General features: G+C 44.3%; 30 protein-coding genes. 15 read left to right on the top strand and 15 right to left on the bottom strand.

Going from position 1 to position 26,630, the window contains the following annotated elements; genetic code table 11:
• Window positions 1-91 precede the first annotated feature (91 nt).
• From DOM22_RS19975 to DOM22_RS01185, 3 genes are all read left to right on the top strand, one after another.
• Entirely contained in the window at window positions 92-694 is a 603-nt protein-coding gene (locus DOM22_RS19975) for a hypothetical protein (RefSeq protein WP_210415666.1), read from the top strand.
• A 117-nt stretch (window positions 695-811) separates the two neighbouring features.
• Window positions 812-1,330: a DUF4365 domain-containing protein gene (locus DOM22_RS01190; protein WP_142698638.1), complete on the top strand. Its 519-nt coding sequence runs from the start codon at window positions 812-814 to the stop codon at window positions 1,328-1,330.
• Window positions 1,327-2,460, top strand: coding sequence for a hypothetical protein (locus DOM22_RS01185; protein ID WP_142698637.1), 1,134 nt, complete (start codon window positions 1,327-1,329; stop codon window positions 2,458-2,460). Before DOM22_RS01190 ends, DOM22_RS01185 begins: the two co-directional genes overlap by 4 nt.
• On the opposite strand, the gene DOM22_RS01180 is transcribed toward DOM22_RS01185, so the two are convergent.
• Both DOM22_RS01180 and DOM22_RS01175 read right to left on the bottom strand, forming a co-directional pair.
• On the bottom strand, window positions 2,457-2,726 hold the full coding sequence (locus tag DOM22_RS01180; protein ID WP_210415665.1) for a hypothetical protein: 270 nt from the start codon (window positions 2,724-2,726) through the stop codon (window positions 2,457-2,459). The genes DOM22_RS01185 and DOM22_RS01180 overlap by 4 nt on opposite strands.
• 7 nt (window positions 2,727-2,733) lie before the next feature.
• On the bottom strand, window positions 2,734-3,102 hold the full coding sequence (locus tag DOM22_RS01175) for a hypothetical protein (RefSeq protein ID WP_142698635.1): 369 nt from the start codon (window positions 3,100-3,102) through the stop codon (window positions 2,734-2,736).
• A gap of 160 nt (window positions 3,103-3,262) precedes the next feature.
• Between DOM22_RS01175 and DOM22_RS01170 the strand changes: the two genes are divergently transcribed.
• From DOM22_RS01170 to DOM22_RS01155, 4 genes are read left to right on the top strand one after another with little or no spacing between them, the layout of a single operon-like run.
• On the top strand, window positions 3,263-4,381 hold the full coding sequence (locus tag DOM22_RS01170) for a hypothetical protein (RefSeq protein WP_142698634.1): 1,119 nt from the start codon (window positions 3,263-3,265) through the stop codon (window positions 4,379-4,381).
• 52 nt (window positions 4,382-4,433) lie between these two features.
• The gene (locus tag DOM22_RS01165) at window positions 4,434-4,676 is read left to right on the top strand and encodes a helix-turn-helix domain-containing protein (protein WP_142698633.1); all 243 of its coding nucleotides are present in this window, start codon (window positions 4,434-4,436) and stop codon (window positions 4,674-4,676) included.
• Window positions 4,677-4,685: 9 nt separating this feature from the next.
• Window positions 4,686-5,759, top strand: coding sequence for a site-specific integrase (locus tag DOM22_RS01160; RefSeq protein ID WP_142698632.1), 1,074 nt, complete (start codon window positions 4,686-4,688; stop codon window positions 5,757-5,759).
• Between the two features lie 47 nt (window positions 5,760-5,806).
• Window positions 5,807-6,343, top strand: a complete 537-nt coding sequence (locus tag DOM22_RS01155; protein WP_142698631.1) for a hypothetical protein — start codon at window positions 5,807-5,809, stop codon at window positions 6,341-6,343.
• A gap of 141 nt (window positions 6,344-6,484) precedes the next feature.
• On the opposite strand, the gene DOM22_RS01150 is transcribed toward DOM22_RS01155, so the two are convergent.
• From DOM22_RS01150 to DOM22_RS01140, 3 genes are all read right to left on the bottom strand, one after another.
• Window positions 6,485-6,676 carry a hypothetical protein gene (locus DOM22_RS01150; protein WP_142698630.1) on the bottom strand — a complete coding sequence of 64 codons (192 nt, stop codon included), beginning with the start codon at window positions 6,674-6,676 and terminating at the stop codon, window positions 6,485-6,487.
• Between the two features lie 264 nt (window positions 6,677-6,940).
• A complete protein-coding gene (locus DOM22_RS01145; RefSeq protein WP_142698629.1) occupies window positions 6,941-8,326 on the bottom strand; it encodes a sigma-54 dependent transcriptional regulator in 1,386 nt (461 codons plus the stop codon).
• Window positions 8,326-10,104 carry a HAMP domain-containing sensor histidine kinase gene (locus tag DOM22_RS01140; RefSeq protein WP_142698628.1) on the bottom strand — a complete coding sequence of 593 codons (1,779 nt, stop codon included), beginning with the start codon at window positions 10,102-10,104 and terminating at the stop codon, window positions 8,326-8,328. Before DOM22_RS01140 ends, DOM22_RS01145 begins: the two co-directional genes overlap by 1 nt.
• 294 nt (window positions 10,105-10,398) lie before the next feature.
• Between DOM22_RS01140 and DOM22_RS01135 the strand changes: the two genes are divergently transcribed.
• Window positions 10,399-11,946 (top strand): methyl-accepting chemotaxis protein, encoded by a 1,548-nt coding sequence (locus DOM22_RS01135; RefSeq protein WP_210415664.1) that lies wholly within the window; start codon window positions 10,399-10,401, stop codon window positions 11,944-11,946.
• A gap of 10 nt (window positions 11,947-11,956) precedes the next feature.
• Entirely contained in the window at window positions 11,957-12,409 is a 453-nt protein-coding gene (locus DOM22_RS01130; RefSeq protein ID WP_142698627.1) for a chemotaxis protein CheW, read from the top strand.
• Here DOM22_RS01130 and DOM22_RS01125 read toward each other — a convergent pair.
• The 3 genes from DOM22_RS01125 to DOM22_RS01115 all read right to left on the bottom strand — a co-directional run bounded on the left by DOM22_RS01125 (window position 12,406) and on the right by DOM22_RS01115 (window position 13,397).
• Window positions 12,406-12,729: a hypothetical protein gene (locus DOM22_RS01125; RefSeq protein ID WP_142698626.1), complete on the bottom strand. Its 324-nt coding sequence runs from the start codon at window positions 12,727-12,729 to the stop codon at window positions 12,406-12,408. The genes DOM22_RS01130 and DOM22_RS01125 overlap by 4 nt on opposite strands.
• An 87-nt stretch (window positions 12,730-12,816) precedes the next feature.
• On the bottom strand, window positions 12,817-12,984 hold the full coding sequence (locus tag DOM22_RS01120; RefSeq protein WP_142698625.1) for an AAA family ATPase: 168 nt from the start codon (window positions 12,982-12,984) through the stop codon (window positions 12,817-12,819).
• Between the two features lie 17 nt (window positions 12,985-13,001).
• On the bottom strand, window positions 13,002-13,397 hold the full coding sequence (locus DOM22_RS01115) for an acyl-CoA thioesterase (RefSeq protein WP_142698624.1): 396 nt from the start codon (window positions 13,395-13,397) through the stop codon (window positions 13,002-13,004).
• Window positions 13,398-13,611: 214 nt separating this feature from the next.
• Between DOM22_RS01115 and DOM22_RS01110 the strand changes: the two genes are divergently transcribed.
• Both DOM22_RS01110 and DOM22_RS01105 read left to right on the top strand, forming a co-directional pair.
• Complete coding sequence (locus DOM22_RS01110) at window positions 13,612-14,055, top strand: GFA family protein (RefSeq protein WP_142698623.1); 444 nt, start codon at window positions 13,612-13,614, stop codon at window positions 14,053-14,055.
• 189 nt (window positions 14,056-14,244) lie between these two features.
• Window positions 14,245-14,607 carry a hypothetical protein gene (locus DOM22_RS01105; protein ID WP_142698622.1) on the top strand — a complete coding sequence of 121 codons (363 nt, stop codon included), beginning with the start codon at window positions 14,245-14,247 and terminating at the stop codon, window positions 14,605-14,607.
• 108 nt (window positions 14,608-14,715) lie between these two features.
• Here DOM22_RS01105 and rpoD read toward each other — a convergent pair whose 3' ends face one another.
• From rpoD to rpsU, 4 genes are all read right to left on the bottom strand, one after another.
• Window positions 14,716-16,545 (bottom strand): RNA polymerase sigma factor RpoD, encoded by a 1,830-nt coding sequence (gene rpoD, locus DOM22_RS01100; protein ID WP_142698621.1) that lies wholly within the window; start codon window positions 16,543-16,545, stop codon window positions 14,716-14,718.
• 13 nt (window positions 16,546-16,558) lie between these two features.
• The gene (gene dnaG / locus DOM22_RS01095; protein WP_142698620.1) at window positions 16,559-18,427 is read right to left on the bottom strand and encodes a DNA primase; all 1,869 of its coding nucleotides are present in this window, start codon (window positions 18,425-18,427) and stop codon (window positions 16,559-16,561) included.
• A 164-nt stretch (window positions 18,428-18,591) separates the two neighbouring features.
• Window positions 18,592-19,038: a GatB/YqeY domain-containing protein gene (locus tag DOM22_RS01090; RefSeq protein WP_142698619.1), complete on the bottom strand. Its 447-nt coding sequence runs from the start codon at window positions 19,036-19,038 to the stop codon at window positions 18,592-18,594.
• 82 nt (window positions 19,039-19,120) lie between these two features.
• Window positions 19,121-19,321 carry a 30S ribosomal protein S21 gene (gene rpsU / locus DOM22_RS01085; protein ID WP_088617237.1) on the bottom strand — a complete coding sequence of 67 codons (201 nt, stop codon included), beginning with the start codon at window positions 19,319-19,321 and terminating at the stop codon, window positions 19,121-19,123.
• A gap of 169 nt (window positions 19,322-19,490) precedes the next feature.
• Between rpsU and DOM22_RS01080 the strand changes: the two genes are divergently transcribed.
• From DOM22_RS01080 to DOM22_RS01065, 4 genes are all read left to right on the top strand, one after another.
• Window positions 19,491-20,567, top strand: coding sequence for a hypothetical protein (locus DOM22_RS01080; RefSeq protein ID WP_142698618.1), 1,077 nt, complete (start codon window positions 19,491-19,493; stop codon window positions 20,565-20,567).
• Window positions 20,567-21,496 carry a tRNA adenosine(34) deaminase TadA gene (tadA, locus tag DOM22_RS01075; protein ID WP_142698617.1) on the top strand — a complete coding sequence of 310 codons (930 nt, stop codon included), beginning with the start codon at window positions 20,567-20,569 and terminating at the stop codon, window positions 21,494-21,496. The genes DOM22_RS01080 and tadA overlap by 1 nt, the downstream gene beginning before the upstream one ends.
• Before the next feature lie 7 nt (window positions 21,497-21,503).
• Entirely contained in the window at window positions 21,504-22,673 is a 1,170-nt protein-coding gene (locus tag DOM22_RS01070) for a hypothetical protein (RefSeq protein ID WP_142698616.1), read from the top strand.
• A 544-nt stretch (window positions 22,674-23,217) separates the two neighbouring features.
• Window positions 23,218-23,919 carry a hypothetical protein gene (locus tag DOM22_RS01065; RefSeq protein ID WP_142698615.1) on the top strand — a complete coding sequence of 234 codons (702 nt, stop codon included), beginning with the start codon at window positions 23,218-23,220 and terminating at the stop codon, window positions 23,917-23,919.
• Between the two features lie 50 nt (window positions 23,920-23,969).
• Here DOM22_RS01065 and DOM22_RS01060 read toward each other — a convergent pair whose 3' ends face one another.
• The 3 genes from DOM22_RS01060 to DOM22_RS01050 all read right to left on the bottom strand — a co-directional run bounded on the left by DOM22_RS01060 (window position 23,970) and on the right by DOM22_RS01050 (window position 26,618).
• Window positions 23,970-24,641 (bottom strand): response regulator transcription factor, encoded by a 672-nt coding sequence (locus DOM22_RS01060; RefSeq protein ID WP_246845790.1) that lies wholly within the window; start codon window positions 24,639-24,641, stop codon window positions 23,970-23,972.
• A gap of 91 nt (window positions 24,642-24,732) precedes the next feature.
• Window positions 24,733-24,987 carry a translation initiation factor gene (locus DOM22_RS01055; RefSeq protein ID WP_210415663.1) on the bottom strand — a complete coding sequence of 85 codons (255 nt, stop codon included), beginning with the start codon at window positions 24,985-24,987 and terminating at the stop codon, window positions 24,733-24,735.
• A 104-nt stretch (window positions 24,988-25,091) separates the two neighbouring features.
• Entirely contained in the window at window positions 25,092-26,618 is a 1,527-nt protein-coding gene (locus tag DOM22_RS01050) for a SpoVR family protein (RefSeq protein WP_142698612.1), read from the bottom strand.
• Between the last annotated feature and the right edge of the window lie 12 nt (window positions 26,619-26,630).

Below are 26,630 nucleotides of genomic sequence, written 5' to 3'. Positions count from 1 at the left end.
GGGATATTCATGGGAGCGATCACAGAACTGGCAGTTGAGTCTCTGAGAGCCGATGGGGAGTGGACACCCACTACTCTGATCGCGGTTGCGAATGAATCGTTTCTTTGGATTGATCGGTATGCATCCAGCAAGTCGATTTGACATTCTACTTGAGCACGTAACTCGACAAGAGTTGGACCCTTCAACCAAAAGATTCTTTATGTCGGGACTACAGTACTTCCGCTCGCAACTTTTGACTGATCTTGATCGACGTGACTCAAAAGAGAAGTTACTCACAGCCTGGAAGGAATTCCAAAAGACTTCCCGGGGATCAATCGTCCTGGAAGTGTTTGAACAGAAAGAGGAGTTTTGGTCTGCCGTACTCGAGTCAGTGGGTGTTTACACGGAGGCAAAGCCGAAGCAAGAGGCACTCAATACACGCACCTTACGGACTGAAGAGTTCCTCTGTAAAGTTGCTTCAAAAATTGATTCAACTTGCCCTGATGGACTGGAAAAAAGATTGATGCTATTTGGGCTCTGGTATCTTGAGGCTGAGGCAATCAGAGGACGTAGTTATAGAAACCAAAAACGCATAGAGATAGTTTATAGATTTCTACATCCTCGGCTGAAAACCCTGGGTGTTTTGGATGAGTTTAGGGAACAAAGAGACCTGGCGGAGGCCGTACGCCATTTTGTAAAGGGTTCCCTGTATTAATATGTTGGCGTCTCAATTTGACGATGTTTATAATTGTTAAAAATATTTGTTGTTGAACGAAGGTTAAACTTTTTCTTGTTTCCGTCCGAATCGTACTGCTAGAAGGACGTATTCTCTATGGCGATGACAGAAACACAGATTCAGGAAAACTTATCAGTAGCGTATTGCCACGCGGTCATAAGCCATGCTGGTTATGGTGTTGCTACGGCAAGAAACGATCATGGGATAGACATGTGGATTAACTGCGTAACTGAATACAACGGCAAACGTCATGACGGCGGTATTCTGTTAGCTCTTCAGCTGAAGGCTACTAAAAACGCAAAAGTCATTGCTAACCATGTACACTACAAAATTGATATGGATGACTTGCGCAGGCTTAAACGCAAATGCGCTCAGCCAAAGTTTTTAGTAGTCTACATAATGCCACGCACAACTACTAATTGGGTTAGCAGCTCACATACCGATTTACGAATGCAGCATGGTGCCTATTACATCAGCGCAGACAATCTTCCAGCACCGACAGCTGCTGGAAGCGTTGTAATCAGAATTCCTCAAACTAACCTTTTCGATGCGAATGCGGTTCATACTCTTGCTGGCCCCATGGCTGCTCTTTTAGAGGAGGATGATGTCGTATGAGACGTATTGAAAACAAGTACGATCTTAACTACAGCTTCACATCTCTTAAGGAATTTCTAGAAGGCAAGGGATGGGCTTTTGTTCAAAAGGACGATGGCGTTTTTGTCGTCGCAAGCCCTGCCGATAAAGAAGGAAAAAAGCTTCGTTATCTTATTCCCGACGATAAGTCCGACAACTTTATGCCTGTAACCTTAAATCTTATTGAAGGGATTGGGGCTGTGGATGGCACCAGCGCATTGGGAATCGTTGATGAGTTTAAGACTTACCTATCAAACTCCCTAGTTGCTTATCAAACGTCGATGAAATTCAAGTTTGGCGACAAGGACTTTAATGTAATTTCGTTGCTGGAGTCAGAGAACCTGGCAAAATCAACTCGTGCCGCCCTAGCGCATTCTATTGATAACGAAATCAAACAAGCAACATTCAGATACAAGCCTTCACTTAAAGCTATTGAGCTGTCCCAAGAGTTCCAGGTAGGACATCAAAAAGGAAGCTTCATCTACGTTGTAAAATCACCGCTCGAACCGTTCCAAACAAGCTTCGACAATGTTCATACAGATCTTTCCCTTTCTTCCAGAGGTATCGTAAGGATCGCAAAGGGAATGCAGTGGATGACGAGCGCTGCAACCGAGAAGCTGGAAAGTCTCGAGGAGCTTACTATAGCCTCAGCCGAAGGATTCAATGCGAATATTGCAGAGTGCCTTTCTAACGTATTCAAAGCAGTGGATACACCAGAGCGATACTTCATGTTCAACATCAACAGCGGCTATGCTGCAAAAATGAAGATCAACCAAGTTTCATTCAAAGTTGAAAATAAAGATATTGAGAACTTGGAGCGCATTCATGACATCCTAAGTAAACCACGCGAAGAAGTTTACGTACTGTCCGTATCAATTACAAAATTGAATTCTGAAAACCCGAAACAGATTTCCTTTTCAAGAAAAGTTACAGCCCGCATCGAAGGCGGAGAGCGGAACTTCCGCAACAAAAAGATTGAGATGGAACTACCCATTGATCTTTACATGAAGGCCCTTAAAGCCCATGAAGCTGGTTCACAGATGACTTTGACGGGAAAATTTCAGGTGATTGGAAATTCCATCGAACTGATGGACCTAAAAAGTCTGGCTTAGATTTTCAAAACTTGATTTAGCTGAAGTGAAACAGCGTGCAGTTGTTTTGAGATACTTCTCATCAACTGAATGTCAGTGTTCGCATACGGATATGAACGTCGATCGCTTTTTGCAAGAGCAATCTCCATCTTTTGTATCGACGATTGAATTTCTTTAAAAGACTTAGCGACATCGTCCACGGTCCAAGCCTCAATCTTCTGTTTGCCTTGTAGTATCTTGTCTAACGTGGGAGTGGGTGTTTGCTTCATAGCTAAAGAATAAAGCACAGCTCCTTTACCTTTTAACTTTTGCCTTTATACCCATTCCTTTATCAACCGAGGCACCGTACTGCTTTTCGCAATTCAAGATCAGGTCTGACGCCTCATCTTCCGTTAGCTCAACATCGTAAAAAGCACAGATTTTTTTCAAGCTCATCTCCCCGACAGGGATTGCGCCAATTCCATACTTCTTTGAAAAGTAATTTTCGATCATCGGTACCGTGACCCCAGGGATAATCTCCGCTGCAACACGGGCAACCACTGGTCGCTTCTGTGAACGTCGCCACAAAAGCCAAAGGGCCACACCTGCATCCAGGCTGCCAAAACGATATTCTTTCAGGGATTCAAACATTTCTTTAAAGTCTATTTTGCCTTTAGAAGCCATTTGAAAAAACTACCATGACAGGAGCCAAAAGTACAACTGGATCAACAGGAGTGTTGTCTTTTCATTATCGCTGATCTATTAGACACCCAGGAGCCACAGGACTTACAGGAATAACTTGAGTTGCATGTGGCCTTACAATCTAAGTTCAGAAGGATCAGAAATGGATAAAGGGAAGAGCATGCCTCAAAGGCATACAAGTATAGTAGAGCCAAATATTGAAACTTTTTGTGCAACAAATCCTGTTATAGACAAGTTTGACATAGGGTTCTGGCTAAACGGTGTTTACAAGTTGCATCAGGTAGACAAAATGAATCAGTGGATGGAGCTCCATGTAAACGAACAAATCAAATCTCGCAAACTGAAGCGACGTGAAGGGCACTTTATAAATCAGTATGTACATGGAGTCTTCCACAGAGTCGGAGCCGTAATTAACGGTAATGGGATCAAATACCTTAGACGTCTTTGGGAACCCCTTTCTCTTGGAAGTGAGACCGGGGCGCTAGATGGCAACGACAACCTTTTTTTTGATAGAAACCTTGTTAATCATCCTGAAGGCCTAAAGACGCAACTTGAATACCTAGTCAGCCTCTTTAGTCCATGGGGAGATGTCCTCATCAAATGTGCTGAAGAGTCCTTGGGTATTACCGGGCTTACGGTATCTGTGGTCGTAAGGCACTTCGAAATCGCAAGAGATACTTACCATGAACATGGTGTAGATGAACTGAAGAATTCAAAGTTTGCACTTCTCCTAAAGCTATTTCCTGAAGCTAATGAAGGCGGCATCACTGCAACCGGGGCAGTAAGAGGCCTAAAGGTTGAGCCATACAAGGGTACTGAGTTTGTCATATACAAGAAAGCAAACGATGTTGTACGAGACGAGTTTCGCTTTAAGAATCGCTTTCTTAATAAGATCCCCAAGAACAATCTCGCCACTACACTAGATCAATTGTTGAGTATTGAAAGTAAATTTTACGACAGACTACGTGGTCTTCAACCAAAGTCTTTTAAGCCTATCACGATGAGCACGATTGAAGCAGTGAGCGAGCTCCTTCAACACTGCCCCAAGAAAGCTGGAAGCAAAATCCTATCGATGATCAAAGAAGGCAATGGTGTCGTTAATGTAAAATGCAAAGACGGTGCAATTTACCGAGGAATTCGTCAACTCTACAAACACGGGATATTGGAAAAAATTTCTTCAGAACATGCAAAGTACAAACTGTCGTATCGTTATCGGGCAATTCTTAATGAACGACAACATAACAACAGTGGCGACCAATAATTCGCGGGATACATTATCTGGTCGCATCATTACGATTTCTCAGGGGTAGGGTATGAAAAACATCAAAAAGCCAAATGCAAGCAGCACTTGCAAACTCTCCGCTGCACACGTAAATGGGTCCGCACGTTCTTTGAAAACTAAAGAGTGGTTAACAACCAAGGCTGCCGCTGAGTACTTAAGCATTAGCGAAGGCGCTGTTAGGATTCTGGTTTGTCGTGGAATTCTACACGCCAGCAAACTTGGAAGCAGAAATAGATTTCGAAAAGAAGACGTAGAAGCCCTTATCAAATCTTAAGAGGCAATCATGACAATTAAACTTAACAAAGAAAACAAAAAGTATATCGTTTCATACTCGAAAAGACATCCCAAGACAGGCATGCCAATCAGACGACAACGTACGAACATTGAGACCGCGTCTAAGGCGAAGAAAGTAGAAGCGGAGCTGGTAATTTTAGTGAACGATTTGATCCGAAGGCAAGAGGGCATCACTTGGGGGAGTTTCTTGCGATCCTATCTTGTACACATCAAACAATCTGAAATGTCTGAAAATACAACTTACGGGATTCAGAAGATGCTTGAACGATACACGTTACAAGCTTGGGAAACCAAGAACATAGACAGCATCACCACTTACGACATTCACCAAATACTGAACGACCACTTTATGGATAAAGCTGAGTCTCACAGAAAGTATTTCGTAAAGTGCATCAGGTCCGCCTTCAGACATGCTGTGGAAACCGACCTTTTGATTCGCAACCCCACCCCCCTTCTCAAGTTCAAGTTAAGCGACAAGATCAGCTCCGTGCTGAATGAAGAAGAAATACGTCTGCTTTTAACAAAAGCTCAAGAGCATCAATGGGAATGGTATCCACATTATGCCTTGGCGCTATATACGGGAATGCGAAACGGTGAGCTCTATGCACTTCCATGGCAAAACGTTGACTTGCATAGACGACAGATTCTTGTGAACTGCTCATGGTCAAGCAAGGTCGGTTATAAATCGACCAAGTCAGGACATGACAGGATTGTTGAAATCCCGCTCCCCCTAATACCCGTGCTCAACGACTTAAAGAAGTATGAGCCGGACACATCCTTCGTACTTCCGAGACTCAGCAAGTGGGACAAAGGAGATCAAGCCCGATACCTGAGGGCATTTTTGATGTCTGTAGGTCTTCCGATGATGCGATTTCATGACCTAAGAGCGAGTTGGGCAACACTCTTACTTAACAAGGGTGTTGCGCCAAGCAAAGTTATGTCAATGGGAGGATGGCGGGATATGGATACGATGATGATCTATATGAGAAAAGCAGGCATAGATATTAAAGGATCAACAAGTGTGTTGGATGGACTTCATACACATTGTGTTAAAGATAGCTGACGTCATCTCCTTCGCTGATAATAAACAAAATATCATGGAGGAGTGTCGTGGAAAAAATCTTGGAGCTTGCAAAAGAAAGAATGAACCATCCATTCATTGGATCATTCACCGTTGGATTTATCATGTGGAACTGGCGGGTGGTCTTGTACGCTACAACCGGAAGCGTAGAGACGGACAATAGAATTGCAAATATCATCGCCGTGACAACAGGAACAGGATCGAGCAAGGACTGGACATTCGTTGTTGAGCCACTCCTGTTTGCACTGCTGGTTTCAGTTATCATACTTCCTATAGGCACCCTACTCCTAGAGCTATGGAATCATGTAGGACTGGTCATCGAATCTAACATAAAGGACGTCATCACTGATAAGTGGGATACTTCAGACGACCTTAAGTTTAGACAGACGAGGGATATTGTTACGGTAGTCAGAAAAAAAATTGCGGCAATTGCACAAATGGCGGGCTCAGGCAATGCTCTCATGGATGTCAAAGAGGCATACGATATGCTGGAAGCTGTTCAACAGAATAATGCAACTTCGATTACCCGTGTATGGAAAGAGCTGCCGAAAGAGTACCAAACCTAATTTGTAGTTACTTGTAGTCAGTTGCGGAAAAGGACCTTGAATTCATTGAACAATTCCTTTCTCCGCACTCCCTACCACTTTTGCGAAGCGAAAGTGGTCCTCCATTTTCGATTTTCCATTTTCGCTCTTTGTTTCTTGCTTCTACTTCTTCCTTGTTTCGCAAAAGCGGTAAGTAATGACTGTGAATGCCGACGTTCTTTGTTCTGGTGAGCGGCTGTTGCTGGCATTGTCGGGACGTTTTTCAGCTGCCATTGAGGCAGCTGAAAAAGTGTGCTTGCTGGGACTGCCTTCGCAGTCGCAGGCGCGCACTTGCTCCGCAATAAAACGAGCCACTGGCTCGTTTTACCGCGGGCATAACCTCGCCCCCTACCTTTGCTTCGTTCGGGTGTTGGCTTGCATCTCGCCTTTGGCTTGATGCTCGCTTTTTGGGGGACGGGATCAGGGAGATTTCTTTTTGAATTTAGTAATATGTGAAATAAGCGTTGTTGGCTCTGCACCAGTAAAAACTTGAGCCATGTTGCTAGTTCCGATCGCAGAACAGTTGCTACTGTGTAGCTTCCTGTTGATTCAGTGCCATTCAATGTGGCAACAATCCGCTTATTTTTTCAAATTTTGCAGTCTGCGTCTGAGGTCGCCTAGCGTGCTTCTTGGAATACCTAGGTATCGGGCGGCTGCACTTTCGCTACCTTTTTTATTAAGGGCGAAGTTGATAAGCTTCATTTCGAATTCGTTGACTACGTGGCTGTAGCGGCCTTCTAAAGCCTTTTCGTCTATTTCTTCGGCGGAAGTATTTTTAATTACTTCTTCATAGACTGGTGCACTTTGTACTAAATGTGGCGTGATATCCGCTGGAGTGATTTGCGTGTCGTCTGATAACACGCAGGCTACTTCGATTGCGGACTTTAATTCGCGGATATTACCTGGCCATGAGTAGTTTAACAAAAGCTGTTCGGCCTCCGGGGAGAAGGTTTTTTCTTGATAGTGGCTTTCGCTTAGGAATTGCTGAGCTAAATCCAGAATGTCTTCTTTGCGTTCTCTTAGAGGTGGTAATGTGATGGTAAATTTTTTGATTCTGAAGAAAAGGTCTTCGCGGAATTTTTTTTCGGCGATAAGTTCTTCCAGATTTTCATTTGTGGCAGCGATGGTACGGCAGTTTACTTTTTTGCCAATGTCCTGGCCCACAGGATAGATGTCGCCACTGCTAAGCGCGCGCAAAAGTTTTACCTGTAAGTCCATGCTTAATGTTGCCAACTCATCCAAGAACAAGTCGCCGCCGTCGGCGCTTTCGAATTTTCCGGCGCGAGATTCCGTGGCGCCCGTGAAAGCACCTTTTTTGTGACCGAAAAGTTCAGATTCTGCTAAATGAGACGGGATTGCTCCGCAGTTGACGGCGATAAATGGACGGGAGTCATCGTGCTCCAGGCTCCACAGATATTGAGCCATAACTTCTTTTCCAGACCCACTCTCCCCGCGAATCAAAACCGAGTGCCCTGAACCACGGATTTTTTTTGCCGTGTCGATAACGGTCTTAAATGCGGGAGATTTTGTGTAAAGATTGATGGGCTTTACTAACTTCGCACCAGCTTGATGCTTCAACGTCTGATTTTTACGAAGCAGGCGGTGTAAAACCGGGGCCTTACGAATCACTTGCGCTAGCATCTTTGCGTCGAACGGTTTGACTAGATAATCAACAGCTCCGGCCTTCATGCAGGCTTCAACTAATTGTGCTTCATCATGTCCCGTCATCGCCACCACGACTGTTGAAGGATAGTTCTTAGCGATCTCTTGAATAAGTTGAATACCCAAGCGATCTGATGATTCATCCAAGGACAAGTCCGTGAAAACTAGATCAACAATTTGCTTATCCAGAATATCCAAGGCTTCTTCCATCGAGTCAGCCAAGGCCACCGTGTGCGTGGAGGGAATTTGGGCCTGCATAGTTTTACGAACGAGTGTTTCATCATCAACGATCAGAATGCGCATTAGGAATTCCTTAATCTAATTTCGAAGAGCGTGATCCATGGTTTCGGAATCATGTTGATCCCTAAAGAACGAACTTTGTCCTGGATTCTTTTTTCATCAAAATCTGAGGTGCAAAGGTAAGATCTTTTGCCAATAGCAATCTCACCCAGGAACTCCAGACCTTTTTTGGCATCACCTAAATTATGATCAATCACAACTAAGCCAGTCTCAATGATTTGTTGAAATTCTGAAGATCGCTGTAGTTCGGAAATAGAAGAAAAGAATGAAGCTCTGCGAAGGCCGGCCTCTAACACTTTATTCTTCCAGGCCTTTAAAACATTACTATCATCATCAATAAAGGCAACGGGCTGATCTGCATCGACTTCAATATTTTGGGGAAGCCATGGCGGGGATTTCTCCCTAGGCAAATAAACCCTTACCGTTGTCCCCTGTCCCACCACCGAGTTCACTTCCAGACTTCCACCATTCCATTCAATGACTTCTTTCGCATGAAATAAGCCCAATCCAGAGCCACCGGATTTTCCGTGAGTATAGCCACGCTCAAATACGCGGGCTAAGACATCGGCAGTCATACCTTTGCCATTGTCATGAATAGATAAGGACCAACGCCTATCTTCCGTCGCAAACTGAACTTCAACTTGGGACGCACCAGCCTCAAAAGCATTATTGATAAGATTTGAAATAACTGTTTGAAACTCGTTCACTTGCACCACAGACCAATTCTTAGCTTGTGGAGAAAGACCTTTGATTCTTAAAACTTCAGAAGAAGATCGTCTGACATTTTGTTCACTAATAACACTTGCTATCAGTGGTTCGACCAATGTTAAACGAGGATTTTCCACACCCGTCGACTCTTCAGACTCGGAACTTGCCGACAACTTCTGAACTATACCAGCGACGCGGGCGATAGCACTTTTTAGAATCGCCAGTGGCTCAAGTTGAACAGTTTCGATCTGAGCTAGCGCCATATTCATACTCATCAAAGGACTGCGAATATCATGAGCCACCTGGGCTGCTACTTGACCACGAGTCTTATCACGTTCCGCCTCAAGCAAGCGCCCCTGATTGGACTGCAACATCTCCAGCATATGATTCAAATTTCGACCTAAACCATCCAGCTCGTCATCGGATTTCGCGATAACGGTTACGCGCTTCGAGTAGTCCTGAGTTTGCGAAATTTCCTGCAATGTCCCATAGATCGAATCCACCTTACGAAGCAAGGTGTTCGTTAGAATTTGTGACAACCACAAAGCCAGTAAAATTAGAACACCACCGGTCACGATCAAAATGATATGAATGTCATTGATCTCTTTCTCAATCGTCGACGTAGAAATAGTCGCAATTAAATAATAGTTACTGTCTTCTTTGTATTTCAAAGAAGTGACCACCAACATGCGACCCTCATGCCACTGAACGGGTTCGGGATTCGCTAATACCGACTTTAAATCTGAGTTATCAATAAACCCATGGCGATGAAAATGACCTAAGACCTCTCCGCCAGCATTCACAAGCTTCACAGAAAGATTATCCACATCGTGATTAATCATTTCATTAAAAAGCTCATTCATTTCCGGCTGATCTTTATCCTTTTCTAGCATGCCCAATGTCTTAGAAAGCAAGTTCATGTGATCAACATAAGAGTCCTCGAACTCTGCATACAATCTCTTAGACAACGTGAAGTTCAAGGTTAGACAAATCGCCAGTGTCGTTACGACTCCAGTACCAAAGATAGTCAGAAATATTTTCTTAGAAAACTTCATGCGGGAAAATTGAATCATCCCGACATACTAACTGTGCAGTCAGCTTTGCTGCAAGTACCTAGTTTAATTCAAATAAGCGCCGAAATAGCCCGTCGTCCAAATTTAATCGGTATTGCAAATCAGTTTTTAAGTTTGAAACTATTTTGAAACATAGACCTCAAATTTAAATATTTATCTTAAGTTCGAACTTGAACCACCGATATCAACTCCCGGTCACAACAAATAAACAAACTAACCATTGTTAAAAGCGGTCAAAGAACCGAGGGGAATAAATAAGTGAGTAAGAAAAGTCTTAATTTTAAAGTAGGTTTTATGATCGCACTTCTAAGCGTGGGTGCATCGTTCATCACGTATTTCGGCATAAGTCGAATGGCAAATATCAACGAGACATTTAAAAATTTCGCAGCAACAGACGTAAAGCGCGATCAACTTACCAGCACCATTTTGGACTTTCAACGCCAAACGAACTCGACTTTCAAAGATCTGATCATCGAACGTGAAGTGGCTAAAATGGAAAAAATTGAAGAAAAAATCGAAGGTTTTAAATCTTCGCTTTTAGACTCAGTTGATAAGTATCACGCCATGGCTTCTCCAGAAGGTAAAGACTTAGCTTCTCAGTATAAAAACTCAGCAAACCAATGGTTCGCGATCATGGGTGACCTGGTGAAACTGTCCAAGCAAAATAAAGACGCAGAAGTAGCTCAAATCAGAGAAAACGTTGAAGCTCAAGTGCTAAACCAAATGCGTGGAAACATCAAAGACATGAACGAATTGACTGCAGCAAGATTGACAGCTTCAGTTCAAGAAGCCGCGACATCATACGAAACTGCAAAAGCATTTATGCTGTCTATCAGCGTTGGCTGTATCTTTATGTGTGTTCTAATAGCTTTCGTGGTCATGAGACAAATGAGCAAAGTTATCCGTGGCGTTATTTCTGATTTGACAGGGGGCTCAGAACAAGTGGCAGCGGCATCAACCCAGATTGCTACTTCAGCTGTACAACTATCGGAAGCATCTACAGAGCAAGCGTCCTCTTTAGAAGAAACCGTGGCGACCTTAGAAGAATTAACATCCATGGTGAAAGTGAATTCCGAACACGCTAAAGAGGCAGCTCGCCTTTCCGAATCCACACGCAGCATCGCGGGCAAGGGAGAAGAAGAAATTAAGCAATTGATTACTTCAATGTCCCAAATTTCACAAGATTCCAAAAAAATCGAGGAGATCATCACAGTTATTGATGATATTGCTTTCCAAACAAATCTGCTTGCATTGAACGCGGCTGTCGAAGCTGCACGCGCAGGTGAACAGGGCAAAGGCTTTGCAGTTGTTGCGGAAGCAGTACGCACACTGGCACAAAGAAGCTCATCTGCCGCAAAAGACATCACTGATCTGATCAAATCAAGTGTCGAGAAAATCGAAAAAGGCAGCTCTCAAGCCGGCCAAAGCGGAAAGGTTTTAGAAGAAATCGTAACCTCTGTTAAAAAAGTTTCAGACATCAATGCAGAAATCGCTGCCGCAAGTAACGAACAAACAAATGGTATTGTGCAAATTAGCACGGCAATGAATCAATTGGACCAAGTTACTCAAGTTAATGCTGCAAGCTCTGAAGAAGCCGCCGCCGCCGCAGAAGAGCTATCGGCTCAAGGAGTTCAACTTATCCGCGCCATGGATCTATTGAATGTCACGGTTTACGGCGGAGAGCCAAAGCCCGAGGACAAACCAACAGGCTCAACAAAGCCTTTGTCAAACGTGAGACGAGTAAAACCAGCACCAAACAATGTTATTCCAATGAATTCAAAAGAAGAACAATGGACTGACGAAAACTCTAATCGCGGCATTCGCACCACAAGTGGATTTTAAGGATTAATCTATGAGTGAACAATATTTGACACTTTCAGTAAATAAGCAGACCTATGGTCTGCCTATTTCCACAATTCGTGAAATAAACAGAATCAGCGAAATCACTTCGGTGCCTGACTCACCAGCGCATGTCGTCGGCGTGATGAATTTACGAGGACGCGTTATCCCCGTGGTTGACCTTCGCATGCGCTTACGCTCTCCAGCAGTCGACATCACCAAGGAAACTTGCACGGTCGTGGTGGAAACGAGCAATAAGCACATTGGAATTATTGTCGATTCGGTAAGCTCCGTCATAGTTCTAGACGAAAAAAATATCGATCGTGAACCTATAGCACAGGAAGGTCCTAAGTACGTCATCGGTGTAGGTAATACTGAGGACGGAATGATTCTTCTGCTAGATATCGACAAATGTCTTCAGCAAGATATAAATCAAGCTGGATATATCGACAACATAGCTGCTTAATCTGCGATCAATTTTTTAACAAAATTTAAAATTAATTCGATTTTTTTATCAAAGTCGATCTGGGCCGGCACCTTCACAAAGCGAGGGTGTTGCCCCCAAACGCGCTCAAGTCGGCGCTCACTCTCAAGGCTTTGTTCAAAGTTGTGAAATCGAGCCTGATGAACGCCGCCAAAATGTTCTTTCGTAGGTAACTCCAGAAAAAGTACATGATCATATTTTGCTAACTCTTCATCGATACGAACCGGAAAGTTTTGAAGATAATCGTCAATACCGGGAGGCCAAAAAACTGCCCCATCCAACTTCGAACGGTCCAATATCATATGAGTCGCCTGCGGATTTTTTCGGGCGCAAATGTCTTCCAGATTCTCTTGCACTGTCAGAATAGAGTTTTGAAAATTGCGGATCTGCTACAGATCATCATGGGAAGGCGCCGGAAATCCACCCTTTAACAAAACGACTGCGCTTTCCGGAACCAAAACTATGTTCTCAAGTTTGAGACCGGCTATGGCATCCAGCGCAGAACTTTTTCCAGAAGATGGAGCACCAGTCAGTACAATTTTAGTCATTTTCTTCATAGTGCCCCCATTTATTACTAAATCTCCGGAAATCTAATCGGTGTCGAATTGCGATTCTCGTCGATGGCCACCAAAGTAAACACGCCGGTCATCGATTTGGTACGCTTATCGCTGTACATATCCTCACAATAAGTGTCGACCGTTACTTCCAGACTGCTCTTACCTATTCTACTGACATATGCGTCAAGCTCAACAATTGTTCCTGCCGGAATCGGAACATTAAAGTTCACTCGGTCACTGCTCACAGTGACATACCGTTGTCTGGAAAAACGGGTTGCCGCAATGAATGCAACTTCATCCATCCAATTCAAAGCTAAGCCACCGTATAGTGTGTTGTAATGATTTGTCTCTCCAGGAAAGACAGTTTTAAAAACGCGCGTGCGCGCTGAACTCTTTCGAAGTTCAAGATCCATGGGTTCCTCCGCGGGACTGTATTACCCCGACTTCGTCGGAGTAGAGTTATTCCTATCAGGGATCGGACTTCCTTTAAAAAGGTCACCGTTGCGGGACAGCGCCAGAATGGCTGCGATACAGCAGCTTCACTGAACTTCACCTGTGTTAGGAGCCTAGAACGATATACAAACTCAATTTTGTACGCAAGAATATCCTCCACCAAGAGGAGGATTTATGTCAGCCAAGGCTTATCACGGAAGTTGTCATTGTCAGAAAGTTCGTTTCACGGCGAACCTGGATTTCTCAAAAGGCACGGGACGATGCAACTGCACCTTTTGTACGAAGGTTCGCAACTGGAGCGCACAGACCACTCCCGACCAATTCAAGTTGCTAACCGGGGAAGAAAGCCTATCTGATTACTCCAAGTCTGGAATTCAAAATTTTAAAATTGGTGACCAGATGGCACCATATTCTAATCATCACATGTTCTGCAAATCTTGCGGAGTGCGCTTGTTTTCAATAGGAAACATTCCAGAAATCGGCGGAGATTATGTCTCCATTTCCATTCCTGCGTTAGACGATGTCGACTTCAAAGAAGCCATGGCTGCGCCCTTAAGATACATGAACGGCAAAGACGATGATTGGTTCCACATGCCTACTTTCACTGCGCATCTATAAATAATTTTGTTGTGATCCAAGCCTCAGACTCGACCGTACACGGCATACAGATGGATAACGAAACAATCGTTCACCATCTGTAAACTTTGTTGAAAGAATTTGTTTGCGCGTAATCATAGTGAGTACAGTATTTGGTTAGGCACTGATGTTTAACATTCTAAACTGCATGCTGTTCGGTATCCTTAGAGTATGAGTTCAGAGATAACAACGTATTCAGACTATCGTGATTTTTTGCAATTCAAGTACAAAGCGGCCAAAGAAAAGAAAGCTAGCTTTTCACTTCAGCACTGCGCGAATCACCTTAAAGTTTCTAAGACCTTCGTAAAATTAGTTTTCGACAAGAAAAGAAATTTTACTTTTCCAACTCTTCCCCTGGTTTGGACCTTATTTAAACTTACTCCGACCGAGCAAATGCAGCTGACATTTTTGTTCTGCTACACAAATGCAGAAAACGAAATCCTGCGCTCACACTTCCGCGCAGTTCTTTCTGAACTTGAAACCGGCAAAATCACCCCTCCCCTATACGCCACTGAAACTGAAGTTAATGATTAGGCATTGACTGTTGAGTTCAGAGGCAACAGCAGGCATTTAAAGACATTTAAACAAAAAAAAGGGCTCCCACTGGGAGCCCTTTTTTTTTCTAATTATTTAGAATTTAAACTATCCGTCTACGAAAGACTTAAGTTTATTGCTGCGAGAAGGATGACGAAGCTTACGAAGAGCTTTCGCCTCGATCTGACGGATACGTTCACGAGTCACGTTGAAGTCTTGACCTACTTCTTCCAAAGTATGGTCGGCTTCTTCACCGATACCGAAACGCATACGAAGAACTTTTTCTTCTCTCGGAGTCAAAGTCGCTAGCACTCGGCGTGTTTGTTCAGCCAAGTTCAAGTTAACAATCGCCTCTGCAGGGTTGATAACTTTTTTGTCCTCGATAAAGTCGCCCAAGTGCGAATCTTCTTCTTCACCCACTGGTGTTTCCAAAGAGATTGGTTCTTTTGCAATTTTAAGAACTTTACGAACTTTATCTACCGGCATGTCCATTTTATCTGCGATCTCTTCCGGAGTTGGTTCACGACCAAGCTCTTGGATCAAGTAACGAGATGTACGAACAAGCTTATTGATCGTTTCAATCATATGAACAGGGATACGAATCGTACGCGCCTGATCGGCAATAGCACGAGTGATCGCCTGACGGATCCACCAAGTCGCATATGTCGAGAATTTGTAACCACGACGATATTCAAACTTATCAACCGCTTTCATCAAACCGATGTTACCTTCCTGGATTAGATCCAAGAACTGAAGACCGCGGTTTGTGTACTTCTTAGCGATAGATACAACTAGACGTAGATTCGCTTCAACCAACTCAGATTTCGCTGCATCGGCCTCACGCTCACCTTTCCAGATAGCTGTGTATGTTTCCTTCACCCATGTGTGATTCATCTCAGTTTCAGAGTCCAAACGTTTAATACGGACTTCTGCTTCTTGAGCTTGCAACACATAAGATCTGAATTTTTGATAGTTAAGACCTGTATCACGAGTCATGCGTGTCAGTTCTTTTTCATTGCTTTCAACAAGCTTCATACGCTCGCTCATGGAAGCAACGTCTTTAGAGAACGTACGCTCAACACCGTCTTTGATACGACGACGAAGAGTACCGATACGGTTCACCAAGTTTTTGAACTTGATCACAACACGGTTGATCGTTTTACGGTTAAAGTTCACAGACTCGAACACCGCCATCAACGTGTCATTCATCGCAACAAGTTCTTTCATTGCTGCCTGACGAGCTGGCGTGTTTGTTTCTTCTCTACGAAGAACTTCGAATTGTTTTACGGCTGCCTTTTGGTATTCCGTAACTTTACCGATCAATTCGTGAATTTTATCGATGTATTCCTTTTCATCGTATTGAGTTTCTTCATCCTCAAGACCACGGAAGATCGATTTAACTTTGATACGGCCTTCATCAAGACGCTTACCAAGCTGAATGATCTCGTAAGTACCCAGAGGTGACAAAAGGATCGCACGAACGATTTCACGCTCCCCTTTTTCAATACGACGAGCAATCTCAACTTCACCCTCACGAGTTAGTAGAGATACGGAACCCATTTTACGCAAATACAAGCGAACAGGGTCGTTACCCTTAACGTCTTCGCTTTCTGCTTTTTCTTCTTCATCTACTTCTTCGTCCTCAGAATCAGGGCTTTCTAGGAAGTTGCCTTCACCCTCTTCTTCTTTCGAAGTTTCAGACAAGTCTGAAATAACTACACCCGCGCCTTCAAGGCCATGCATGAACTGGTCCAATGCAGCTGGGGCAATGATTTCAGGTGGAAGAAGGTCGTTGATCTCTTCGATCGTCAACGCACCCTTTTCCTTCGCAAGCTTCAGGAATTTCTGGATTTCTTCTTTAACCAGAGCTTCCTGTTCCTGCAAAGAAAGAACCTTTGTAGGCTCTTTCTCTTGTTTGTTTGGTAGGTTTTGTTTCATCAATGACCCGCCTTTATCCTTTATTCAGAGATAGTCGATCTCTGTGTGCCTTCATAATCTGTTCCAACTTTTCGGAGCTTGGCTCGGACTTTAATTCCAGAGCCAATTGCTTTGCTTGATCGCGCAAGAAATTGTCGCGCACGCGCTTAAAGCAATCGCGCAGAAGCTTCGCCTCAGCTTCTTCATCAAACCCGGGGTCACCTTCACTGGCTGGTGCCTCTAAGAATAATAATTCGGGTTGATCTACATAGGAGACAAGGAGACTGGTCAATTTATCAAACTTATTTAAGTCTTGTCTATACACATCAGTCGCTTTTTCCAGGATCTTTTTCACTCCCGGGTGAGCAATACTTGCCAGCACATTTTCATTCACAAATTGCTCAAAACTGGCACGACTTTTGAGTACCAATCCTAATAGCATTGCTTCCGCTTTTGAGGCTCCTTTGAGGGTGATTTTGCCACCTTCTACAGAGTCAGACGCTTGCGGACCCACTGCTGGGTTAGCTTGTTGAGCATTCTGATTTGGCTGCACCGTCCTAGAGAAATTGCTGCGGTTTTGCGAATATACAGGGCCACTGCTTTGCAATCCTACAGCCTGACGCAGCCATGGCAGGGTCACTGCCATCTTTTGTGCGGCCTCAGCGAGATACAAATCACGCAAACGCTGATCAGGAATAATCTCAAACATCGGCTTCAATTTATCCGCAAGCTTCACCTTTTCAGGAGCGTCACCACGGTAACCCTCCATCCAACGATTCAGGATCAAGACAAACAAATCAGGAGCACGATCTAATTCAACCTTTAAGGCCTCAGCACCGTACTTCTTAACGTAATCATCAGGGTCCATGTTATTTGGTAACGTAAGCCCTTTTGGATACAAATCAGCGGCTAACAGGATCGGAAGACTGCGCTCAGCCGCTTCCATCCCTGCGGAGTCACCGTCAAACAGTGCCACCACGTTACGAGTCATACGCTTTAGCATCTTACCGTGCTCTGGAGTCAAAGCCGTTCCCATGGTCGCGACGGAGTTTCTAATGCCCGCTTGGTATAGGGACACCAGATCCATGTAACCCTCTACAATAAGGGCTTGGTCTTCAGAACGAATATAGCGAGCCGTCTGCGACAACCCGTAAAGCACGCGTCCCTTAATGAAGACAGGTGTTTCCGGAGAGTTCAGATATTTTGGCTCAGTTTCCTTTTTCTCTAAGTAACGTCCACCGAACGCAATAGGCTCACCCATGGCGGAGAAGATCGGGAACATCAAACGATCACGGAAAAGATCGAAATAGCCAGGCTTGCCGTTACGGGCCTTTACCAGGCGCGCCTCTTCAGCCAAGGCCATCGGTACTTGCTTGTTTTGCAAAACACGCTCTAATCCATCCCATTCGGCAATCGCGTAACCAATACCGAAAGTGTCGATCACTTCCTGGGAAAGGCCACGGCTTTCGATGTACTTCTTAACTGGATGATCATTATGAACGCGACGAAGTTGCTCTGAAAAATAATCAGCAGCGAGCTTATTTACTTTTAACAACGACTTCTTTTTATCCGCGACTTGGTCACGTTGCGGGTCATGGGCTTCTGGAGCGGGAATTGGAATGCTGGCGCGGTTCGCAAGGTACTCGACAGCCTCAGGGAAGCTCATGCCCTGATATTCGCGCAGAAATGAAAACAAGTTACCGCTCTTGTGACAACCAAAGCAGTGATAGACTTGCTTTACTTCTGAAACAGAGAAGGACGGCGTTTTTTCAACGTGATCCGGAAATGGACAACGACCCATCAGGCCACTGCCGCTCTGTTTTAGCTGTGTGTACTGGGAGATGATATCGACGAGGTTATTGCCCTCAGATACTCTCTCAATAAAGTCTTGGGAAAAACGCATGTACCTTCCAAAGTTTCGTTCAAGTTTCACCTTCAGGAACTCACTAAACATGAGTCCCCGCAGGCTTTAGGCAAGGTCCAATTAGGTAACAGTTCCCTTTTAGGAATGCTGTGCGCCCAGAGGGCTGCGCTGCATTCCTAAAAGGGAACTGTTACCTCGGGGAGCTAGGCTAGTTTGGCTTTGATTACTTCGCTCACAATTTTATTGTCAGCGGCGCCATTGGCACGAGCGATAACTTCTTTCATCACTGGGCCCATGTCTTTCACAGTTTTAGCGCCAGTTGCAGCGATAACTTCTGTTACAAGAGCTTCGATTTGCTCGCGGCTCATTTGCGTTGGCAAATAAACTTCCAAAACTTTCAATTCAGCAGATTCTTGGTCAACCAGGTCTTGGCGGCCAGCTTGTGAAAATTGATCGATGGATTCTTTACGTTGCTTAACTAGTTTTTTTACGACGTTCATCACTTCTTCCGGAGTGATTGGGTCTGGGCGCATATCGATTTCACGATTTTTGATCGCAGCTTGCAGACCACGAAGTGCTGTCAGCTTAAGTGATTCTTTTGCGATCATTGCGGCTTTAACATCAGCCATGATTTTGTCTCTGATTTCCATGAAAACTCCCTATGGTGATTATGACAAAAGGCGACTTTGTGGGTCGCCTCTTGTGAGTAAGAAACTATAATTCAATTAAGAACTATTCGCCCCAACCTTTACGAGATTTCTTAACAGCGCGCTTACGAGCTGCGATAGATTTCTTTTTAAGTCTTACAGAAGGCTTTTCAAAATGTTCGCGTTTTTTAACTTCAGAAAGAATACCTGCTTTTTCGCAAGATTTTTTGAATTTACGGAACGCTGATTCAAAAGACTCACCGTCTTTGATTTTAACCATTGCCACGACAATCACCTGCCTTCCAATGTGGTCGAAAGAGAGAAATAAGAATGAGAGTGTATAACAAAGAGGCAACGGAGGGGCAACCCCTCGAGGTCTTAACGCGTCGCTTCTGCAAAAAGTGCCAGGCACGTTTTCGTTGATAATCCGCCAGGGAACTGGCTATCGTGCCGCCATGAAATCTATCTACCTAATATCATTAGTATTACTGTTATCAAGCCCGGCCTACTCTCACACTCCGGCAACGGCTGAAAAGCTGACTTGGGCAACTCATCTCGCCCCCGATTTCGTGATTGGAACCCCTCCGGCCCTTAAAAATGCCCCTAAAACACTCACCGCCTGGGTTGGCCAAGAGGATTGCAGAGCTCGTATTTCACAGATTACCTGCACCGTAGCGGACCTACAGCATGACGACGTTTGTGGTGAAAAAAACCAAAAAGCGATCGAAAATTTAGAACATCTTTATGACCTTCTTCAAAAACCACTTCAAAGAGTGTTCTGCTCTTTGCCGTATATTTTTGTCGTAGATAAAATGGATTCGCTTGCGATGGCAGGCTCTGGTCAAGGAACTTCATTCATGGCAATCAGCCGAAGCCTGGTTGAATCTGGCTTGGAGGCCGACGCGGTTCTTGGCTGGAAAGAGCAAAAGATTTTTGGCAGCGAATTACCTCGCTACGAAGTCAGCAAAGACGGCCCGCAAGTTTCAATTCGCGGCAAATCTCCGCTGCAAATTATGCAGTACGTGGTCACTCATGAGTTTGGTCATATTTTGGATTTCGCCAATGGAGCAAATCGCTTTTACTGCGCTCCGGGTGAAGACTGCTCTGCAAAACCGACAACGACCGAAGAGTATTACGCGCTTCAAAAAAAATTCCTGCCAGAGATGGGCTCGTGGTCATCACTCAGCTGGAAAAACGGCTACGAGCCAAATGATCAAAATATGTTTCCGCTATGGAGCAGGCTTTGCTTTTATTACTGCGAAGGCAGAACCAAATTACAGCTGAGTGAAATGCATGACTTCTACGTTCAGTTCGACCGAACAAACTTTGTAACTACTTACGCTGCCACAAATCCCTATGACGATTTTGCCGAAAGCACCGCATTTTATTTCATGGCTAACGCAGATTTTGATCTGCAGTACAGAATCCATACGGGCAAAGCAGTCTTTTTCTGGGATTGGAGATGGCACCAATTCACGAAAAAAAATAATTGGATTGAGCTTTTCTATGAGGGCGATCTAAAATACCCTTAATGATTAAGAATGCTGAGCAAGATAAAAAATGGATGCGCAAGGCTTTAGAACTTGCGCACAAAGCTGGTAAAAACGGCGAAGTACCGATCGGTGCTGTTCTTGTTTCTCCGACCGGGGAACTTCTTTCCAAAGCTGCGAACGTTCGCGAAACTCTTCACACTCCCCTGGGCCATGCAGAACTTTTGTGTTTGCACAGAGCCGCTAAAAAACTGCAATCCTGGCGTTTAGAAGACTGCACATTGTATGTCACACTTGAACCTTGTGTAATGTGTGCTGGCGCGATTCAACAGGCTCGCGTGGGCCGTGTGGTATATGCCGCCAAGGACGCCAAAGGCGGCGCAGTTGAAAGCTTGTACAAAGTTTTATCAGATGCACGATTAAATCATCAGGTACAGGTCACGACGGGCGTTCTTGAAAAAGAATGTTCTGAGCTGATCTCTGCATTTTTTCAAAACCGCCGCGACGAACAGAAACAATTAAAATCCGAAAAAGTTTATCGTCACCGTGCTTCGGCTGTGGTGGTTTATAAAAATAAAATTTTGGGATTTCATGCGGAAGATCCAGTTTCTAAAAAGAAATACTTCTTTTTGCCCGGCGGAATGATTGATCGTGGTGAAAATGCAGCGACCACGGCTGTGCGTGAAGCCAAGGAAGAAACTGATTATCAGATCAAAGTATTTCCCGAGACTGAATTCAGAAGAAAATATGACTTTACCTGGAATGGAAAAAACCAACCATGTGATACGATATTTTATCTAGCAACTCTGAATGAACCGTGGCACGAAGTACGTGCCGTTCAGGATGCAGACTATCATCGTGGAGTCGCTTGGATTGATTTGAAAGATGTTGATCGCGTCTTTGCCTACGATAAAGATATCCTGTGGGCTGTACAAAAGCTCACAAAGACCGCTCGCAAAATGAAACTCTAGGAGGGTTATGCTTCATTTACTTGTCTCTCTTGCCCTGGCAGCTTCACCAACTGAAAGCCCATCTCCTGCGGCCTCGCCAACTCCGGAAGCGGCGACGGCGATTACTCTTTCACCGCAAAAGAAAGATTTACCTGCCCCGCAAACCAGCAAATCCCTTATTGAGATTGCGGGTAAATTGAATTCGATGCTTCCCGAGCAGGATAAAATCATTATTCCTTCTCAAGGCAGTCGCCAATTTTTCTCTCAATTAGCTGTGATGAAGAAATCCTCCGGCAATGCTCAGACGGCGAAAAGCTTTTTGAAGCTTTCTGATTTGTCGATTCAAGGTTGCAATGCCTACTCCGCAAGCGGTTTGACTGTTGCCAACTGGAACGATGCCAACGAAGTTTTCAAAATCACCAACAAGCAAGTTCGCAACAGCGGCAACATGAAAGATGCACAGGCTTTGGCACGCGTTTCTTTGATGGTCGCCCAATGTAAAGGTCCTATCTTGCTGAATATGATGGGAACAAACTGGCTGGAACAGTCGCTGGAAACTTTGAAAGCCATGAACCACCGCAAACTTAAAAAAGACGATAAAATGCGTTTGAAAGCTTTGAAGGAGCAAGTTCTTACTTTCGACACTAAAGAGGCTTTGCAAAACAGTCTGCGCTATGAAGTTTTGATTTCTTCAGCGGAAGTTATGAAGACTTTAAGTGAGGCTCCCCCAGCACATGCAGAGTCGCCTGAAGATATTTTCAATAACCTGTTGTTACTGGATAAAGAAGGCAATCCTCGCCAGGTAAGCCTAGAGAAAAGTGCTGAGATCACAATGAAGCTTTTAACTGCGGTGAACTCTGCCAAAACCTATCAGTTCCCTGAATACGTTGCAGAGATCGATAAGCAAATAAAAGAAGGCCGCGACGGCATCATTGAGGACCTGCAATTGAAGGATCACGGTTTCACCAGCTACGAAAAATTCCAGGACGAAGCGTTCATGGAAAACTTTTCGAAGAAGTTAACTCAAGATTCGGATTTATTGAAGCGAGTTAAGAAAAACATCGACGAGCATCCAGAAATCAACACTCACCTGTTCCAACATTCCCTGGCGATTTACAAAGTTCAACCGGAAGTCTTCGAGAAGTTCCACAAAGCGGTTATCGAAGCGCAAAAAGAAGCAAAGAACCTAGTTAAATAAAAAAGGCGGAATCACTTCCGCCTTTTTTTTACCCGTGCTGACAATGACTGCAAGATAGGTCGTTACCGAAACCAGATGCCAAAGGGTTTGGCTTGAAAAAATGCTTAGTACAATTAGGACATTTTGAAGCCGCCACCAGTAAGTAGGGCGCTATACAAAGCAAGGCTGGAACTCCCACTCCTATCAGCACACCAAATGGTTCCTGAATTTCCGGAGCGATCTCGGTTTGAAGTCGCACAAACACGAGTATCAGCGGCACATACATAATTGCTGCAAACCGAATATACAATCTTAGCCATCTTGGTACTTGCGGAATTCCTGACTGGTTTATAAACATAAATTTAATTTTGATATGCCAGTTCAGAGAATCAACGAAAAGAGCCTGAACTTAGACTTGCGTTTTCACTTACTGACCTCTTCGATCATAAGTGAAATTGCAGGAGTCGCCCCAGCTTATCCGGATTACGTACCCGATATTATTAAAACCACCTCCATGGCTTCGATAACTCCTTTGCAACTCAGCTCCCCCGCGAAGGAGAATTTTATGAAACTACTTATTATGATACCGATGATCTTTCTTACCGCAGCTTGTGCCGTAGAGGTTAAAGACAAGAACGAAAATCCACCTGAAGTTAAAATATATGGAGCTGCCGATAATGTGGTTTGGAATGAAGCCCGCACTCTCGATAAACCCGAAACCATCAAAGCCCACCACTTAACAATTCGAAAAAACGCTCTCATCACAACCGGCGAATATCCTTTAATTATCCAAGTCGATGAATTGATCGCCGAGGGTGGTACAATTCAAAACTTCCCTCCCAATGCGCAGGCGGGCCGCGAAGCCAATGGTCGTTCTGGTGGAGCTGTTCAAATTGATGCAAAGTATGCGACGGGAAATCTTAACGTTCTTCTAAGTGGCGAAAACGGCGGACAGGGCAAGAATGGCGCGATAACGGACCCGCGAGTGCATCCTGGTTGCGCCGGGACAAGCGGTGGTGATGGAGGCAATGCCGGAAGTTTACAGCTGACTCTCGAGTCCAACTCCAGCTTCACTTTAAACTGGGATAATATTGCAGGCTCTTTGGGTATGCGCGGTTTACGAGGATCGGTACGAGATGGAACAGCGGCTGACACGATCTTTGCGCCGTGCGGGCGCGATGTACCCGATGGTGTTGATGGTAAAGCCGGCAGAAAAGGACTGGTTTGCCTGAAGATGTCAGCAAGCGAGGACCGAATTTGTGAATAAAAAAAGGCGGAAGTGATTCCGCCTTTTTAATTTAAACTTGTCAGTTTGATTTACGCCTCTAAACGGTAACCCAAAGATGGAACCGCAACGATGCGACCATTGAATGTGGCGATTTTACGTTTCAAGTAGTTGATTTGTGAATCCACGTTACGTGAAGTCACATCGGAGTCACCCCAGATCTCGCTTAAACATTTTTCGCGAGTTACCAGATTGTTTTTATCAGCTACCAATAGCTTTAAGATATCAAACTGTTTTGGCGTTACGTTAATCTCTTGATTGTCGATGAAGATTTGGCGAGCCAACAAGTTCATGCGCAAGTTACCTGCCGTCAATTCAGCAGTAACCTCTGGCTCTTTTTCAGCCAAACGCGCTTTGATTCTAAGGATAAGTTCTTTCACATGGAAAGGTTTAGAAATGAAATCGTTAGCGCCAGTTTCGAACGCTTTAATACGTTCATCAATCGTTGCCGCCCCGGAAACGAAAATGATTGGCGTGTTTTTGATTTCAGATTGTTCGCGAACTTCACGGCAAACATCGACGCCCAATTTTCCTGGCATTTTATAATCCAGCAGAATTAGATCTGGCTTTTGCTCGTTGATGAGTTGCATCGCCGCAGTACTGTCTGAAGTATACTTGCAATCGTAAGTGGAGCTTAAGATCTCCGCTAAAAGCTTGCAGCTTTCCTCATAGTCATCAACGATGACGATTTTCTTCGCAGCCAAATTTACCCCTACGTTCAAGTTATTACCGTACATCTGCATATAAACAGGATATCTTTATCGAACAAAAATACAAGTTACCTTAAGTCTAGAATTACATACCCTTAAATGGTATGCCTTTGACCTGTAAAATTTTTTTGATCGCGTCGCGCTTATCGCCTTGGATCTCTACTAATCCGAATTTTTCGCCCATGGAATGAGAGCCACCTACACCACACTTTGCTTTCAATTCTTTCGCAAGTGTTTTGAGGTAATCTTCGTTTCTTGGCAAACCATCCAGAACAGTTACTGTCTTTCCGCCGCGGCCATTCTTTTCCAGCCGAAAGATCACAGTGAACTTTTGATCCACGCTATCCTCAGGGCGACATTTGCATTCGCTCTTTAGTTCTTTGCAGTGAGGACAAATAATATTGTCCTTAGGGTCGGTACTATAAACTAAACGGGTATTCTTCATTAAGAACCAGAGCTTTCTTCAGTTGCAGGGTTCGGTGTCGGACCCTCTTCGCTCAGTTTATGCTGCGTGTACTCCTTTCCGTCAAATCTAAAAAGTTGCGGTGTCTCGTCCATAATCGTCGCGATATTCACCGGACGACTCCAAAGTTTGTACACGTTTTTCAAAGTCTCGCTCATGAAATCAGGTTGCATGTCGATGCCTTCATGAAGGTGGTTTAGCAACAATTCACCTCTATTTTCAAAGTTTGCATCTTCAATGCGGATGATCGGCTGCCCAAAGTTGGTCATATGGAACAATAACTGCGACTTGATTGCTTTAAAATTGCTCGTATCCACTTCAAACTTCTGTGTCTTTTTATTGAATTTATAAACGAACAGCTTATTGCGTACGCAAAAGTCTTCTGTCAAAAACTGGTCAATAAATGTGACGTCGTTGCAGACTTTGCGAACTTCAAAGATTTTCTCGCGACCCAAATTCAATTTCTTGTCCCAGTGTTTACGCTCTTTCACGTCATCACACTCTTCAAACTCACGACCAAATTGACCTTTGTTCCAGCGCTCTTCGATATCACGGAAAAGCTCAATACCGACTTTATACGGATTATAGCCATTCGGAGCCATGGCCATCGTACCGGCATGGTGATCGGCGAAATCGATGATCTCTGAATCATTCAAAATCTTCGTCGTCATCAATTTGGAATGCCAGTATGAAGCCCAACCCTCGTTCATGGTTTTCGTCATACCTTGCGGAGAAAAGTAATAAGCTTCATCACGAATAATTGTCAGTACATCCACCTGCCAATCCGCCAATGGAGCATGATGAATAAAAAACTTAAGAACATCTTTCTCTGGTTCACGTGGGAAGCGTTGCGCTTGGGCCGCGGCATCTTCCTCGGCTTTACGCTTTTGCTCCTGAACGAAGGACGGCGGATTGATATAATCGCGCATGTAATCGCGCTCAACTTTTAATAAGTAATTTTTTTCCCGTGGAGGTGTTTCGGAATTGACCACAGACTTTTCCACATAGGGACTGTAGCGATCAATCAGATTTTCCAGACTCAAACACACGTCGATAAAATTCTCGACTGTGTCTTGTCCATAGCGATCCATGTAACGACGAATTCTTGTCGCGTGATTCGCCATCTGGTCCATCATTTTGCGATTGGTTTTTCCAAACCACACATTATTTTTAAAGAAGTCGCAGTGACCATACACGTGAGCCATCACGAGCTTTTGATCCATCATCGCGTTTCCTTCCATCAGGTACGCGTAACAAGGATCCGTATTAATCACCATTTCATAGATTTTGGAAAGACCGTACTCATAGCTCTTTGAAAGATGCTCGTACTCCATACCGAATTTCCAGTGAGGATATCTCACCGGAAAACCACCATAGGCTGCAAATTGCGAAATTTGATCGTACGTAATCAATTCGAAGACAGTTTCGAAACAGTCTAGCCCTGCATCCTTAGCGATTTGGCAAATACGCTTTCGTTCTGCTTCTAATTCAGGAGTTAAATTTGCCATGGTAGTTCCTTC

Source organism: Bdellovibrio sp. ZAP7, from assembly GCF_006874645.1.
Lineage (GTDB): Bacteria > Bdellovibrionota > Bdellovibrionia > Bdellovibrionales > Bdellovibrionaceae > Bdellovibrio.
The sequence above is the reverse complement of the archived record's forward strand: the minus strand, read 5'-3'. Positions and strand labels throughout refer to the sequence as shown.